A 14,903-nucleotide genomic window follows, 5' to 3' on the forward strand; every position below is an offset into this window, starting at 1 on the left:
CGTTGACCGCAACGTGTTGTTTGAGTCAAATGCCGCGCCTCAACGCCAAAGTTTCAAGCCTCGCGGGCATGGCGACTATTTTCCGACTCATCAAATTTCTATCTGGCGCCTGAGATGTTTGTCTGCCCGAATTGTGATTTTCAGCTGGCTGAAAAAGCGAAGCTTTGTCCGAGTTGCAAAGCGGACTTCGGTGCCGGCAGCTCCTGGGTGCCTGTATACCAGGATCCGCCAAAACCATTCGCGCCGAATGAAGTTCCTCTAAATGAACGAATTGGGTACCTCGTCTTCATTGTTTTTGGCATCGCGGACGCGGCCTATGGCGTGTACGCTGGGCAGGTCTACATTCCAGCGAAACGCGGGGGTGGTTCCCACATTCAAGGCCCTGGCGCGTGGGTTCTGGTCGTCGCCATTCTGGTTGGTGTTGCCAACTTGGTAGCGCACATACTTGACCATTACGACCGTCGAGACAATGAGCGGGTATATGAACTGTTCAATACACGCACCAAGTACGCCTTTTGGGGCCTGTACATCATTGGCTTGTTCATGCCGAGCAAGTGGTGGTGATTCAGTCGCATGCATATGCCATAGAGGAGTTTGGCGCTCAGATCGGTTGCCCGGGCGATTCGCTGTCGCTTGGTTCGTCGAAGTCGCAGCGTGAGCTGATTGATCCAGCTGGCCAGGTAGAGCCCTCGCACCCATCACCCATCGCTGACCCATGATCGCTACCCAACTCGGCACCCACTTCTTCCAAGTCCGGGCCGCAGCCATCTTTATCTCCCAAGGCGCCGTGCTGCTGCACCGCCTCGAAGGCGATGACTTCTGGTCTTTGCCGGGCGGTCGTGTTGAGCCCGGCGAAGACGCCGCCACCACGGTGGTGCGCGAGATGCGCGAGGAGCTTGGGCAAGAGGTGGTGTGCGGGCCGCTCACCTACGTCGTAGAGAACTTCTTCACCGCGCGCGGCCAGCCGCATCACGAGATTGGCTTCTACTTCCAGGCCAGCTTCCTTGAGGATTCGCCCATGCTCGACACTGCCCGCACCCACGCCGGTGTGGAGGGAGCCCGCGCGCTTGAGTTCAAGTGGTTTCCGCTCGACGCCAGCCTCGCCAACCTGGACGTGCGCCCATCGTTCCTGCGCACCTCGCTGCTGCAGCCGTTGCCCCATTTCCGGCATGTGGTGCAGCGCGAGGGGTGAAGTTGCAGCGCGCCACCCCACGGGTGAGCTCCGGCGGGTCAGTCAGCTGCTGCACTCCCGGTGCACACTCACATCCTGCCCACCACCCCAGCCCCGCCGCCCGCGCGCGTGGCCACCCCATGCGCCCCTCCAATGCCTACTCCCGCTTCGCCAAGGTCACGGCGCAGTTGTGCGGTCGCCCACCGGCCTTCACCTTGGCGGTGGCGGTCATCGCGTTGTGGCTCATCACCGGCCCGTTGTTCCACTTCAGTGATACCTGGCAGCTGGTCATCAACACCGGCACCACCATCGTCACGTTCCTGATGGTGTTCCTGATCCAGAACACCCAGAACCGCGACACCGAAGCCATTCAGGTGAAGCTCGATGAGCTCATTCGCGCCACCCACGGCGCGCACAACGCGCTGATGGACCTGGAAGAGATGGAGCAGGACGCACTGGACGCTTTCCGCGCCCGCTACGCCGCCCTGGCGGCTGCTGCCCGCTCAGAGTTGGTTCTGGGCCGGATCGACACCGATTCACCGGAGGCTTGATGAGCAACGTACATGCGCCACGTTCAGTGCGCCTGGTGGGCGCCACGCCCATTCATCCCAGCCACCGCCTGAGCTGCCATTGCGGCGCGGTGGTGCTGCGCTTGAGCTTGCCTGAGGGCATTCAGGATGCGCGGCGCTGCGATTGCTCGATGTGCCGCCGCCGTGGGGCCATCGTGGCCTCGGTGCCGCTTGACGGCATCACGGTGGAGCAGGGCGCTGACGTGCTGCGTGAGTACCGCTTCAACACCCACACGGCGCGTCACTTTTTCTGCGGCGTGTGCGGCATCTACACCCACCACCAGCGCCGCTCCAACCCGCAGCAATATGGCTACAACGTGGGCTGCCTGGAGGGCGTGAACCCGTTCGAGCTGGGTGATGTGCCCACCAACGACGGCGTGCTGCACCCGGCTGATCGCCACACGCCCTGGCTGCATGCGGCGCGGGCTGAGCTGGGGGTGGTGCCCCACGGGCCGGGCAGCTGCAACCCGCGCATCACCGCGTACCACCACGGCACCTCCATCCACGGCTATGACGACAAGTGCAACTGGTGCTCCACCTTCGTGCACTGGTGTCTGGGCCAGGCCGGCGTGCAGGGCACGGCCAGTGCGCTGGCCCGTTCATGGCTGGCCTGGGGTGAGCCGCTGGAGGCGCCACGGCCCGGCTGCATCACGGTGCTGTGGCGTGAAGACCCGAACAGCTGGCAAGGCCATGTGGGCTTTTATGTGCGCCATGACGATGAACACGTCTGGCTGCTGGGCGGCAACCAGCAAGGCACCGTGCGCGAGTGGGCCTACCCGCTGAGTACCGTGCTGGGCCACCGCTGGCCCTCAAGCAGCGCCTGAAGCGCCTTGCCCCTAAGGTGATGCCCTTGCTGGGCGCTGTCGGTGGGAACCTTCATCGGCCTTGGGGGCTCCACGCACAGTCTCCGCTTCGGCGCACCGTGCGCATTTGCCCATGCCTTTGATGCCACAGGTGGCTGCCGCACCTCGCCCTGCCTGGCCCGCTGCAAACGCCAGCACCCACACCACCCGCTGGCTGGCGCGTCTTGCTGCTGTGTTGGTGACCTTGCTGCTGCTGTCGCCGTTCTGGCTGGGCACGCTGACGCAGGTGGTGCTGGTGGGTGAAGCAGAACCCGCCGTGATGGTGTGGCTGCAATTGGCAGCGGCTTTGCCTGTGGCGCCTACTTCGCCAGCTGACGCTGACAACAAGCCCGCGCCGGCACCGCCAACAGCCGCGGCCGCACCTGCCAGCGCCAAACCAAAGCGTGCAAGCAGCACCACGCCCACAGCACCGCAAGCCATCACCGCAGCCCCCGTGCCCGATGGGCCTCAAACGCCCGGTGCCAACACCGCCCCCATCACCACAGCCGCCGCCATGCCGGCCGCCTCATCCGCCAGCGCGCCAGCACTGCGGCTAGATGCCAGCGTGATCCGCGCCGCCAACCAGGCCAGCAAGAGCCGCTTCCAGCAGATGGCCGAGGCCAGCGGCGCCTACGCGGGCGATGCGCCCGTCACCGAGCGCGAAAAGCTGGAGGCGGGTGTCGCCCAGGCCGTCAAGCCGGGCTGCATGGCCGCGGGGGGCTCGTTGATCGCGATCTTCACCATCCCCATCGCCCTGGCCACTGACAAATGCCGGGGCTGGTCGAAGTAAACCGCCCGCACCGCAACACAGGCGCCACAACACAGCCTTGCGCCCCGCAGCAGGCAAAATACGGCCATGCCTGCCTGCGCCGTTGCCGCCTCTTTCAGCCACCCCGTGGCTGCCGTGGAAGACCTGCGTGAGCAGCCTCTGGCCGTGCGCCTGCTGAGCGAAGACTGGGTGCTCTGGCGAGATGCCCACGGCACCCCGCACGCAGCACCTGACCGCTGCCCGCACCGCGGCACGCGCCTGTCGCTCGGCCGCGTGTGCCAGGGTGAGCTGCAGTGCCCGTACCACGGCTGGCGTTTTGCGGCGGACGGCCGCTGCACCCAGGTGCCGGCCGTGCCCGGCTTTGTGCCCCCGGCCACGCATGGCCTGAACACGGTGGCGCTCACGCCTGCCCACGGCCTGCTGTGGCTGCGGCCCGATGGTGGTGAGCCGCACCTGCCGGCCTTTCCGGCCGAGGCTGACCACCGCCTGCACAAGCTCAACACCGTGGCCTATGACGTGGCCACCAGCGCGCCGCGCATCATCGAGAACTTCCTCGACATGGCCCACTTCAGCTTCGTGCACGAAGGCTGGCTGGGGGATGCGCAGCACACCGAGGTGCCCGCCTATGACGTGCAGGTGAGCGCCCAGCACGGCGTGCACGCCACGGGCTGCCAGGCCTGGCAGCCGCAAAGCAATGTCGCGGCCAGCGGCGGCGCCTGGGTGGCTTATGACTACGCAGTGCCTGCGCCCGGTGCGGCGGTGCTTTCGAAGCAGCCGCAGGGCCAGCAAGACTGGCGCGAGTCCATCGCCTTGTTCATCTGCCCGGTCGATGAAGAGCGCTCGCGCGTGTGGTTCCGCCTCGCCGTGCCGCCCGGTGCGGCGGCTGACGACGAGCTGCGGGCCTTCCAGCACACCATCTTCACGCAAGACCAGCCGGTGCTGGAGTCTCAACAACCCCGCCGCCTGCCTTTGACAGACACCGTGGCACGCGAAGTGCACTCGTCGGCCGACCGCAGCTCGGCCGCCTACCGGCGTTACCTGCGCCTGATCTCTCTTCAATTCGGAACCTGCTGATGACCACCTCTGCCCACACCCCTGATTTCAGCCGCATTCCGCGCGCCGCGCTGCCGGCCCTGCTGTGCGCCATGCCCAAGGCCGAGCTGCACATCCACATCGAAGGCTCGCTGGAGCCTGAGTTGATCTTCGCGCTGGCCCAGCGCAATGGCGTGGCGCTGCCCTACGCCAGTGTCGAGGCGCTGCGCGCGGCCTACGCCTTCACTGACCTGCAGAGCTTCCTCGACATCTACTACGCGGGCGCCAGCGTGCTGCTGCACGAGCAGGATTTCTACGACATGGCCTGGGCCTACTTCGAGCGCGCCAAGGCCGACAACGTGGTGCACGCCGAGCTGTTCTTCGATCCGCAAACCCACACCGCGCGCAACGTGCCGATGGCCACCGTCATCCACGGCCTTGCACGGGCCTGTGCCGATGCACAAGCCAAGCTGGGCGTGAGCAGCGCGCTCATCCTGTGCTTCCTGCGCCACCTGAGCGAAGCCGAAGCCTTTGACACCCTCGAAGCCGCCTTGCCCTTCCGTGAACACTTCATCGGCGTGGGTCTGGACAGCTCCGAGCGCGGCCACCCGCCCGAGAAGTTCGCCCGCGTGTTTGCCAAGTGCCGCGAGCTGGGCCTGAAGCTGGTGGCCCATGCCGGCGAAGAAGGCCCGCCGGCCTACATCGAAAGCGCGCTCGACGTGCTGCACGTGCAACGCATTGACCACGGCGTGCGCAGCATTGAAAGCGCCGAGCTGATGCATCGCCTGGCCGCCAGCCGCATGCCGCTCACCGTGTGCCCGCTGTCGAACGTGAAGCTGTGCGTGTACGGCGACATGGCCGAGCACCAGCTGCCCGCGCTGTTGGCTGCCGGCCTGTGCGCCACGGTCAACTCCGACGACCCGGCCTACTTCGGCGGCTACATGAACGCCAACTTCCTGGCCACCTTCAATGCACTGCCGCAACTGGGCGCTGCCGAGGCCTACACCCTGGCCGCCAACAGCTTCGAAGCCAGCTTCGTGGATGACGCCATGAAAAAGGCCTGGACGGCATCGCTCGACCAGGCCTTTGCGCAGGCCATCACGGCCTGAGCGGGTTCAACCAGCAAAATGCGGCGGGCTGCCTGTGAAGGCCGCCCGCCGTTTCAACCTCAGAACGTCGCCTTGAACTGCGCGCCCCACATGCGCGGTTCGTTGATGAAGGCGGTCAGATTGTTGAAGTCGATGCCACCCGTGGCACGAACCTGGTTGGTGATGTTGCGGCCATAGGCAGCCACTTCGTACTTGCCATTGCCCCAGATGTAGCCGACGCGCAGGCCGCCCGTGGTGAGCGACTTGCCGGTGAATTCCACCGAGTCATACAGGAAGAAGTTGATCTTGCTGCGGTAGGTCCAGTCCGTGTAGACGTACAGCTCGCCGTCGGCCGTGGGCATGCCGTAGCGCAGGTTCACGTTGGCCACCTGGCGCGGCGCCTGCGGCAGGCTGTTGCCGTCGATGTGGAAGGTGCCTGCGGTGGTGCCGGCCGGGTCGGTCACGGTGCACTGCGCGCAGCCGAAGACAGTCAGGTCGGGGTCCTTGATCTTCGTGAAGTTCAGGCTGCCGTTCAGGCCCAGCAACAGGTTGGGCGTCAGGTAGGCCTCGAGCGTGAACTCGGCGCCTTCACCGCTGGCCTTCTTGGCGCTGACCAGGGTGGTGACGTTGCTGTTGCCACCCACGGCCGACAGCTGCTGGTTCTTCACGTCGTAGTGGAAGAGGTTGGCCGTCATGCGCGCGCGGCGCTCGAACAGATCGGCCTTCACGCCCACTTCGTACGAGGTGCTGGTTTCCGGGCCGGCGCTCGATTGCGGGCCGAAGGCCGAGGCCGGCTGGATGCTGGAGCCGCGCACACCGGTGGCCACGCGGGCATACAGGTTCACGTCCTTGTCGAGCTTCCAGGTGGCGGCCACGTCGCCGGTCACCTTGCCGTCGCTGGTGTCGGCGCTCAAGCCGTTGGTGGTGTTGAGCGAGGCATCGGGGTCGGTACTCAGGCGCTTGGCGTCGTGGGTGTAGCGCAGGCCGCCGCGCAGGGTCAGGTCCGGGCGCAGCGCGTAGTTCACCGAGCCGAACACGGCCCAGGCGTTGTTGCGCTGGTGGGTGTGGGTCACGCCGGTCAGGGCACCACCACCGAGCGAGTCATAGCTGCTGCTGTCGATGGTGTACTTCTCGCGGAACAGGTAGACGCCGGCTTGCCAGCTCAGCGGGCCGGTGATGGCCGACTCCGCGCGCAGCTCTTGCGTCCACTGGCTGTGGCCGCTCATGCCGTCAGCGGTTTCAGACGGGAAGGGGATCAGGCCCGGGCCGCCGCCGGTGGGCAGGAAGGCCGCGCCGTAACCGCCGTCCACGTCACCGCGGCTGAAGGAGCGCACGGTTTCCAGACCGGTGATGCTGTGCAGCGTCACGCCGTCGAACTTCCAGGTCAGGTGCGCGTTGGCGCCCTTGGTGCGGATCTGCTGTTCGTTCTTGCCATCGAACTGCACCACCTTCGGGTCGAAGCCGTCGATGAAGTCGTTCGTGCCGGCTTTCAGGATGTTGGCGCGGAACAGGCGGGCGCTGCCGTCCAGGTCACGGGCATGCACATTGAACAGCGCGCTGAAGGCGGTGCCGGCGCCATACAGCAGCTGGGCGCGCACGGCGTTGTCGTCATAGCCTTCAAGGAACTTGGTCTGCAGGCCGGCGGGTGATGCATTGGTCACCCAGTTGTCGCGGTGCTGGGCCTGGGCCGACACGCGGGCTTGCCAGTCGGTGTTGATCGGCAGGTTGACGGCGCCTTCCAGGTTGATGGTGCCGTAGGTGCCGGCGCTGACGCTGGCGTAGCCGCCGAAGGTCTTGCCCGGCTTCACCGATTCAAACTTCACCAGGCCTGCCGGCGTGTTGCGGCCGAACAGCGTGCCTTGCGGGCCGGCCAGCACTTCCACGGCGGCCGTGTCGAAGATCGGGAAGCCCTTGAGGACGGGGTTCTCCTGCACCACGTCGTCGAGGATGAGCGAGACGGGCTGCGAGGCGTTCAGGTGGAAGTCGGTGTTGCCGTAGCCGCGGATGTAGAAGCGCGGAAAGGCGCGGCCGAACGACGATTCGATGTTCAGGCTCGGCACGCGGCCGGCCAGCATGCGCAGGTCTTCGCCGCTGGCGTTCAGCACGTCCAGTGCTTCGCCCTTCAGGCTGGACACGCTGATGGGCACGTCCTTGATGTTTTCAGTGCGGCGCTCGGCGGTCACCGTCACGGTGCTGAGCTTGCCGGCTTCAGCCGGTGCTGCTTCCTGGGCCTGGCTGAGTGCCGGCACCCAGGCCAGTGCCACGGCGAGTGGCAGAGCGCGGACGATGGGGTGAGCGAGGTCGCGCTGGGCGCGGCGAAGTGGTCGAGACATGTGGGTCTTCCCTGTCAGTGAATGAATGCACTGACAGTGCAACCCGCATGCCCGGCTATCGCCGCGCTGCGGTGCGTTTCATGCTCAGGGAGCGGGCACGCCGTTGCGCCACTGCCCCCAGTTGGCAACGATGTCACGCACCAGTGCACCACCAACGAGCGCGAGGTTCTGCGTGGCGGGCATGAAGCCGCCGGTGGCGCCGGTGGTGGAAGCCGTCAATGACGCATGCGCCGTCTGCCCCGGATACGGTCGGTCGAAGTTCGACGCGGTGCGCAGCACGGCCAGGCGCTTCAGGTCGGCCTTGCCGGCCGCGGCGGCACGCTCCAGCGCATTGCGCGTGGCGTTGTCTTCTTGCTGGGTGGTGCAGTAGGTGCCCTGGTTGTCGGTCATCAGGCGGGTCCAGTCGCGGGCGTGCTGGCCCAGCTTGTGGCCGTGCCACCAGGTGTCGCCGCCGAGGGTGTCGCACTGCGTCACGCTGGGCGCAGCGCGGGCAGCGGCTTCCTTGTAGCGGGCGCGGTAGGCCTTGGCTTCGGGGCTGTCGTTCAGGCTGACGCCGCGCGTGACGGCCAGTGCCTTCTGCAGCAGGGCTTCGTCCACCCGAGCCACTTCGGTGCGGTATTCCAGCTTGGGCTTTTCACCCGGGCCTTTGGTGAGGATGCCGTAGTAGCCGGTGCGCCAGCCGGCGGGCATTTCGCGGGCGTCCAGCTCGTGGGCAATGCCGCTGTCCACCAGCCAGCGGGCCCAGGTGGCGCTGCCCAGCGTGCCGCGTTGGGGGTCGATGCCGGCAATGCCGGCGATCAGCACATAGCTCTGGCGGAAGTCGAAGCGCGCATCCAGCAGCGTGGCCAGCGTGCTGGCCGCCGCATTGGCGTGGCCCATGCCGGTGGTCAGCAGGCACACGTCGTCGGTGTTGCAGCGCAGGGCCGGGTAGTCGGGCGACAGGCCGGGCACGGTGATGTTTTCGTTCAGCGCGAAGGGCTTGATCCACGGTTCGGCTTCGGGGCCGAACATGCTGACGATCAGCACCTTGACAGGGCGGGGCGCTTCAGTGGCCGCATGGGCAGTGCCAGCGGCCAGCAGGCAGGTGGCCAGGGCCAGGGCGGTGCGGTGGGTGGTGGGGGTTGTTGGGTTGGGCATGAACGAGATGGAGGAAGGTGGGGGCAGGGCGCAACGGGCTGATGGGCTTGGCTCGGCTACGTGTCGGCACCGCATCAGCGCCGCACCGCCGTGGCCGTGTCGCGCCAGGCGCGCAGAAAGCTCAGGCATACCTCGGCTTCGTTGTGCTCGGCCAGGCCGCTGGTGAACAGCGCGCCCACGTCGGCATCAAAGGCTTCGGCGCCGGCCAGGTCGCTCAAGCTGCGGAAGGCGATGTAGGGCACCTGGTTGGCATAGGCCACATGGGCGAGCGCCGCGGTTTCCATCTCGAAGGTCTGCGCCTGCAGGTGCTCGAACAGGTACTGGCGGTACTGCGGATTGGCCAGAAACACCGTGGCCGAAACGCCGCGGCCGCCCACATGCAGCTTGGGCGTCTGGCGCACGCACTGGCGCTCGTCCAGCGTGCCGTCCGTCTGGCGGGCCTTCGGGCCGCAGCGCTGCAAGGTGGGCTGCAGGGTGCGGGCGGTGGCCAGCATGGCGGCGTCCACCGGGTAGTCGAAGCGGAATTCACCGGCCGGTGCATTGGCGGCGTTCAGCACATGGTTCTCACGCATGAACAGGCCCGTGGGCACGCTGCTGCCGGCGTCGCCCTTCAGGCTGAAGGCGGGCACGTCGCGGCCGTCGGGCTTGGCGAAGTGCAGGCCCAGGCAGCTGCCGTCGCCCGGCTTGCCGCAGGGCGCGGGCAGCTGGTTGTCGTGGCTCCAGTACACCTCCATCGGCATGGCCCAGCGATCGGGCACGGTCACGTCGCCCACGTGGTGCGCGGGGTTCACGCCACCGGCAATGCCGCTCATCACGAGGCGGCGGATGTGGAAGTGGTCAAGCAGCTGCTGCGTGGCCAGCGTGGCGTTCACCATGCTCACGCCGGAGAGCGTCACCGCCACGCGGTGGCCTTCCAGCACGCCGGTGCTGACGAGCTTGCCTTGAATGCGCCAGTCCTTGCGCTGCTTCAGCCGGGCCAGCAGCAGGTCGGCCTCGGCGCCGAAGGCCGAGACGATGCCGATGCGGGGCGTGCATTCGCTGAGGCAGCGCTTGTTGACGGTCGTGGCGGCAGTGTTGGTGTTGGCCTTTGCGGCGCTGCCCGCTTCCGCAGGGGCGGCAGCCAGCACCAGCACCGCACTGGCAGCGATCAAGGCGGCCGTCACATAACCCGGCCAGCGCGACGGGGCCGGGGCGCGCGAGGGGCGGCGCCGTGAATGGGAGGTGGAATCAGATTGCATGCGGCCAAGGCTAGCAAGGCCGATGCCCGATCATGATGACAAAGGCTTGGGCTGGCTCTCGCGGATGGCCAGGTGCAGCAGGCCGGTGATGCCCAGCACCACCAGCGTGCCCAGGCCCCACACCGCGCCGAGGATCCACACCAGCCAGCCCTGCAGGCTGCGCAGCAGCCCCTGCGACAGCTCGATCGCCCAGGCCAGCCACTCGTCCCAGCCGCCCAGCCACACGTCCAGCAAATCGCCCAGCCTGGTGTCGGCCATGCGGGTGTGCAGTTCGGCCACCCAGGCGGGGTCGACGCTGAGCAGGGCCCACAAACCCGCTGCCAGGGCAGACCAGAGCAGCAGGGCAATCGCAGTGACAATCCAGAGAGCGGCAATCATGGGCCGCAAGCTTAGCCGCAGTCCCGGCACACTTGAACATGCCCTCACAACGAAACACTGGTTTGTCCGGCCTGGCGGGCCTCTCAAGCCTGGTTTATTCCACCGACATTGGCCGCACCTGCCCCGATTGCCGGGCGCCGATTGCCGATTGCCAATGCAAGGCGCTGCAGGCCGCCGCCGCACGCGCGGCCGGTGACGGCGTGGTGCGCGTATCACGCGAGACCAAGGGCCGCGGCGGCAAGGCCGTGAGCGTGGTGCGCGGCTTGCCGCTGGACGACGCCGCCCTGGCCGCCCTGGCCAAAGAGCTGAAAACCGCCTGCGGCAGCGGCGGTACCGTGAAAGACGGCGTGATCGAGGTGCAAGGCGATCACGTCGCCCTGCTGCTGCAGAAACTCGCCGGTCGCGGCTGGACGATCAAGCGCGCCGGCGGCTGAAGCGCCGGGCGCTGTCGTTCAGCTGGTCACCGCGATGCAGGCCACCGCCTGCGGCCCGCGCTGCACCAGCTCGGGCGACTGCTCTGCACATGCCGGCATGGCCTGCGGGCAACGGGTGCGGAAGGCGCAGCCGGTCGGCCGGTTGATGGGCGAGGGCAGCTCACCCTTCAGCAGGATGCGCGGGCGGCGCAGGGCCGGGTCCACCGTCGGCGTGGCCGAGAGCAGCGCCTGCGTGTAGGGGTGGCGCGGCTGGTCGAACACCGCGTCACGCGGGCCCTGTTCCACGCAACGGCCCAGGTACATCACCATCACGTCGTCGGCCACATGGCGCACCACGCCGAGGTCGTGCGAGATGAACACATAGGCCACGTTCAGCTCGGCCTGCAGATCCGCCAGCAGGTTCAGCACCTGTGCGCGGATCGACACATCCAGCGCTGACACCGGCTCGTCGAGCACCAGCACGCGCGGCTTGAGCATCAAGGCCCGTGCGATGGCGATGCGCTGGCGCTGCCCGCCCGAAAACATGTGCGGGTAACGCTCGAAGTGCTCCGGCCGCAGGCCGACGCGGGCCAGCATGGCGCGGGCCATGGCCTCGCGCTCCGCGTGGTCAGCGCCGATGCCATTCACCAGCAGCGGCTCCATCAAGGCCTTGCCCACGGTCTGCCGCGGGTTCAGCGAGCCATACGGGTTCTGGAAGACGATCTGGATCTGCCGGCGCAGCGTGCGGCGGGCGGCTTCATCGGCCGTGGCCACGTCGACGCCGTCGATCAGCAACTGGCCGTCGCTGGGCGTCTCGATCATCGTGAGCAGGCGCGCCAGCGTGGACTTGCCACAGCCGGATTCACCCACCACCGCCAGCGTGCGGCCGGCGGACACGTTGAACGACACGCCGTCGAGCGCCTTCACGGTGGCGCCGGCCTTGAACAGGCTGCGCGCCACGGCGTAGCGCCGCTGCAGGTTCACGGCCCGCAGCACGGGCTCGCCGGCATCGGGCGTGATCGGGTGGGTGTTGGGGTCGGTCACCACGGCGCTCATGCCGGCATCTCCATCAAGGGGGCCGCGTTGATGATCGGCGTGTGGCACAGGGCCTCGCCCAGCGCGGGGCCGGCAGCCACCGGCACCTCGTTGTGGCACCTGGCCGTGGCCAGGTGGCAGCGCGGTGCAAACAGGCAGCCGGCGGGGCGGTCAAACTGGCCGGGCACCAGACCGTCGATGGCCGTCAGGCGGCCGCCCACGGCGCGCTCTGGCAGGGCCGACAGCAGCGAGGCGGTGTAAGGGTGATGCGGCTGACTGAACAGCGTTGCCGCGGCTTGCTGTTCCACCGCGCGGCCGGCGTATTGCACCACCACGCGGTCAGCGCATTCGGCCACCACACCCAGGTCATGGGTGATGAGCACCAGGGCCATGCCGGTGTCGCGGCGCAGCGTCTGCAGCAGGTCCATGATCTGCGCCTGGATGGTCACATCCAGCGCAGTGGTGGGCTCGTCGGCAATCAGCAGGCGCGGCTTGCAGGCCAGCGCCATCGCGATCATCACGCGCTGGCTCATGCCGCCGGAAAGCTGGTGCGGGAAGGCCGAGACGCGCCGCACCGGGTCTGGAATGCCGACCAGCTCCAGCAACTCGACCACGCGCGCCTTGCGCTGCGCGCGGTCGAGCGTGGTGTGGGCGGCCAGCGCCTCGTTGATCTGCCAGCCCACGGTGAAGCAGGGGTTCAGTGAGCTCATCGGCTCCTGGAACACCATCGCCACGTCTTTGCCGATGAGCGTGCGGCGTTGCTTGGCCGGCATGGTCAGCAGGTCCTGGCCGTCGAACATCATGCGCTTGGCAGTGATGGTGGCCGTCCAGGGCAGCAGGCCCATGATGGCCAGCATGGCCACCGATTTGCCGGAGCCCGATTCGCCGACGATGGCCAGCACTTCATTCGGCGCGACCTTCAGGTTCACGCCGTCCACGGCCTTGAAGCTGCCACCCCGGGTGGCGAAGCTCACGCACAGGCCTTCGATGTCAAGCAAGGGAGTCGTGCTCATGCTCAGGACCTCCGCATCTTCGGGTCAAGGGCATCACGCAGGCCGTCACCCGCCAGGTTGATGGCCACCACGGTGATCAGGATCGCCAGGCCGGGCATCGTCACCAGCCAGGGGTCGGAGCGGATGAATTCGCGGGCGTCGGCCAGCATCGTGCCCCACTCGGCGGTGGGCGGCTGCGCGCCCAGGCCGAGGAAGCCCAGCGCGGCGGCTTCCAGAATGGCGTCTGACACACCTAGCGCGGCTTGCACGATCAGCGGGGCCAGGCAGTTCGGCAGCACGGTGAACATCATCAGGCGGAACTTGCCGACACCGGCCACGCGCGCGGCCGTCACATAGTCCTTCTGCAGCTCGGTCAGGGCCGAGGCCCGCAGCAGCCGCACGTAACGCGGCAGGTACACGATGGTCACCGCGATGATGGTGTTGGCCAGGCTCGGGCCAAGCACCGCCACCACCAGGATGGCCAGCACCAGGCTGGGCACGGCCATGATCAGATCCATCACGCGGGTGATGGCCACGTCAACGGCGGTGCCGAGCGAGGCACAGGCCAGGCCCAGCGCCACGCCGATGACAAACGACACGCTCATCACGGCGGTGCCGATGAACAGCGAGATGCGGGCGCCGTGGATCAGGCGCGAAAGCATGTCGCGGCCCAGGCTGTCGGTGCCGAGCAGGAAGCGGCTGGAGCCACCTTCGGCCCAGGCCGGCGCGGCACGCACGGCGTCACGGAACTGCTCGTTCGGCGAATACGGCGCGACCACGTCGGCGAAGATCGCCAGCAAGGCAACGATCACCAGCAGGGCCAAGCCTGCGACGGCACCCTTGTTTTCCTTGAAGGCGGCCCAGAAGGCGCGCAGGGGATGCATTTCACCCATGACGGATCCGCGGGTTGATCAGGCCGTAGGTGACATCGACCAGCAGGTTCACGAACATCACCACCAGCGACACCAGCATCACGCCGCCTTGCAGGGCGGGGTAATCACGGCGGGAGATGGATTCGATCAGCCACTTGCCGATGCCCGGCCAGGAGAAGATGGTTTCGGTCAGCACGGCGCCCGCCATCAGGGCGCCCACCTGCAGGCCGATGACGGTGGCCACCGGAATCATGGCGTTGCGCAGCGCATGCAGGCCCACCACCCGCCAGGTCGACAGGCCCTTGGCGCGGGCGGTGCGCACATAGTCTTCGCTCAGCACTTCGAGCATCGCCGAGCGCGTCATGCGGGCAATCACCGCCAGCGGCACGGTGCCCAGCACCACGGCCGGCAGCACCAGGTGGTGCAGCGCGTCGAGCACGGCGCCGGGCTGCTCACTCAGCCACGCGTCGATCACCATGAAACCGGTGACCGGCTCGAAGTAGAAATTGATCAGGTCGATGCGGCCAGACACCGGCGTCAGCCCCCAGCGCTCACCGACGAACATGATGAGCAGCAGGCCCCACCAGAAGATCGGCATGGAGTAGCCGGTCACGCTCAGGCCCATCAGCGTCTGGTCGAACAGCGTGCCGCGCCGGGCGGCTGCAATCGCACCTGCGGGGAGGCCCACCAGGGCAGCAAACAGCATCGCGAAGAAGCTCAGCTCCAGCGTGGCCGGGAAGAGCGTCGCGAACTCGGTCAGCACCTTCTGGTTGGTGGCCAGCGAGGTGCCGAAATCGCCCTGCACCAGCTGGCCCGCGTAGTCGAGGAACTGCTTCCACACAGGCTGGTCCAGGCCCAGCTCGTGGCGGAACTGCGCCAGCCGTTCGGGCGAAATGCCGCGCTCACCGACGCGCACCTCCACCGGGTCGCCCGGCACCATGCGGATCGCCACGAAGGTGACGAACATCAGGGCGATGAAGGTGGGAATGGTCAGCGCCAGCCGGCGCAACAGGAACAGGAACATGGCAAGTGGT

16 protein-coding genes are annotated in these 14,903 nt (G+C 67.3%); 8 read left to right on the forward strand and 8 right to left on the reverse strand.

From position 1 onward, the window contains the following. Positions 1–114 precede the first annotated feature (114 nt). The 7 genes from AACH00_RS14785 to AACH00_RS14815 all read left to right on the forward strand — a co-directional run bounded on the left by AACH00_RS14785 (position 115) and on the right by AACH00_RS14815 (position 5,492). Positions 115–564, forward strand: coding sequence for a hypothetical protein (locus AACH00_RS14785; RefSeq protein ID WP_341399932.1), 450 nt, complete (start codon positions 115–117; stop codon positions 562–564). A 151-nt stretch (positions 565–715) separates the two neighbouring features. Further along, positions 716–1,192: an NUDIX hydrolase gene (locus AACH00_RS14790; protein ID WP_341399933.1), complete on the forward strand. Its 477-nt coding sequence runs from the start codon at positions 716–718 to the stop codon at positions 1,190–1,192. A 119-nt stretch (positions 1,193–1,311) separates the two neighbouring features. After that, on the forward strand, positions 1,312–1,722 hold the full coding sequence (locus AACH00_RS14795; protein ID WP_341399934.1) for a low affinity iron permease family protein: 411 nt from the start codon (positions 1,312–1,314) through the stop codon (positions 1,720–1,722). Beyond that, positions 1,722–2,564, forward strand: a complete 843-nt coding sequence (locus AACH00_RS14800) for a TIGR02594 family protein (RefSeq protein ID WP_341399935.1) — start codon at positions 1,722–1,724, stop codon at positions 2,562–2,564. Before AACH00_RS14795 ends, AACH00_RS14800 begins: the two co-directional genes overlap by 1 nt. Positions 2,565–2,676: 112 nt before the next feature. Further along, positions 2,677–3,372, forward strand: a complete 696-nt coding sequence (locus tag AACH00_RS14805) for a hypothetical protein (protein ID WP_341399936.1) — start codon at positions 2,677–2,679, stop codon at positions 3,370–3,372. A 66-nt stretch (positions 3,373–3,438) separates the two neighbouring features. Beyond that, positions 3,439–4,425: a Rieske 2Fe-2S domain-containing protein gene (locus AACH00_RS14810; RefSeq protein ID WP_341399937.1), complete on the forward strand. Its 987-nt coding sequence runs from the start codon at positions 3,439–3,441 to the stop codon at positions 4,423–4,425. Further along, on the forward strand, positions 4,425–5,492 hold the full coding sequence (locus tag AACH00_RS14815) for an adenosine deaminase (protein ID WP_341399938.1): 1,068 nt from the start codon (positions 4,425–4,427) through the stop codon (positions 5,490–5,492). The genes AACH00_RS14810 and AACH00_RS14815 overlap by 1 nt, the downstream gene beginning before the upstream one ends. A gap of 59 nt (positions 5,493–5,551) precedes the next feature. On the opposite strand, the gene AACH00_RS14820 is transcribed toward AACH00_RS14815, so the two are convergent. The 4 genes from AACH00_RS14820 to AACH00_RS14835 all read right to left on the reverse strand — a co-directional run bounded on the left by AACH00_RS14820 (position 5,552) and on the right by AACH00_RS14835 (position 10,557). Further along, positions 5,552–7,804 carry a TonB-dependent receptor gene (locus AACH00_RS14820; RefSeq protein WP_341399939.1) on the reverse strand — a complete coding sequence of 751 codons (2,253 nt, stop codon included), beginning with the start codon at positions 7,802–7,804 and terminating at the stop codon, positions 5,552–5,554. Between the two features lie 84 nt (positions 7,805–7,888). After that, positions 7,889–8,941, reverse strand: a complete 1,053-nt coding sequence (locus tag AACH00_RS14825) for a purine-nucleoside phosphorylase (protein WP_341399940.1) — start codon at positions 8,939–8,941, stop codon at positions 7,889–7,891. Between the two features lie 74 nt (positions 8,942–9,015). Next, a complete protein-coding gene (locus tag AACH00_RS14830) occupies positions 9,016–10,179 on the reverse strand; it encodes a 5'-methylthioadenosine/S-adenosylhomocysteine nucleosidase (protein WP_341399941.1) in 1,164 nt (387 codons plus the stop codon). 30 nt (positions 10,180–10,209) lie between these two features. Next, complete coding sequence (locus AACH00_RS14835) at positions 10,210–10,557, reverse strand: hypothetical protein (RefSeq protein ID WP_341399942.1); 348 nt, start codon at positions 10,555–10,557, stop codon at positions 10,210–10,212. Positions 10,558–10,595: 38 nt separating this feature from the next. On the opposite strand from AACH00_RS14835, the gene AACH00_RS14840 reads away from it, so the two are divergent. After that, positions 10,596–10,991: a translation initiation factor Sui1 gene (locus AACH00_RS14840; protein WP_341399943.1), complete on the forward strand. Its 396-nt coding sequence runs from the start codon at positions 10,596–10,598 to the stop codon at positions 10,989–10,991. Between the two features lie 18 nt (positions 10,992–11,009). Here AACH00_RS14840 and AACH00_RS14845 read toward each other — a convergent pair whose 3' ends face one another. Genes AACH00_RS14845 through AACH00_RS14860 form a run of 4 tightly spaced genes read right to left on the reverse strand, consistent with a single transcriptional unit; the run spans position 11,010 to position 14,893 of the window. After that, on the reverse strand, positions 11,010–12,026 hold the full coding sequence (locus AACH00_RS14845) for a dipeptide ABC transporter ATP-binding protein (protein WP_341399944.1): 1,017 nt from the start codon (positions 12,024–12,026) through the stop codon (positions 11,010–11,012). Continuing rightward, positions 12,023–13,018: an ABC transporter ATP-binding protein gene (locus tag AACH00_RS14850; protein ID WP_341399945.1), complete on the reverse strand. Its 996-nt coding sequence runs from the start codon at positions 13,016–13,018 to the stop codon at positions 12,023–12,025. Before AACH00_RS14850 ends, AACH00_RS14845 begins: the two co-directional genes overlap by 4 nt. 2 nt (positions 13,019–13,020) lie before the next feature. Next, on the reverse strand, positions 13,021–13,890 hold the full coding sequence (locus AACH00_RS14855) for an ABC transporter permease subunit (RefSeq protein ID WP_341399946.1): 870 nt from the start codon (positions 13,888–13,890) through the stop codon (positions 13,021–13,023). Beyond that, a complete protein-coding gene (locus tag AACH00_RS14860) occupies positions 13,883–14,893 on the reverse strand; it encodes an ABC transporter permease subunit (protein ID WP_341399947.1) in 1,011 nt (336 codons plus the stop codon). The genes AACH00_RS14855 and AACH00_RS14860 overlap by 8 nt, the downstream gene beginning before the upstream one ends. Positions 14,894–14,903: the final 10 nt, after the last annotated feature.

This window comes from Ideonella margarita (assembly GCF_038066635.1).
Taxonomy (GTDB): domain Bacteria; phylum Pseudomonadota; class Gammaproteobacteria; order Burkholderiales; family Burkholderiaceae_C; genus Ideonella; species Ideonella margarita.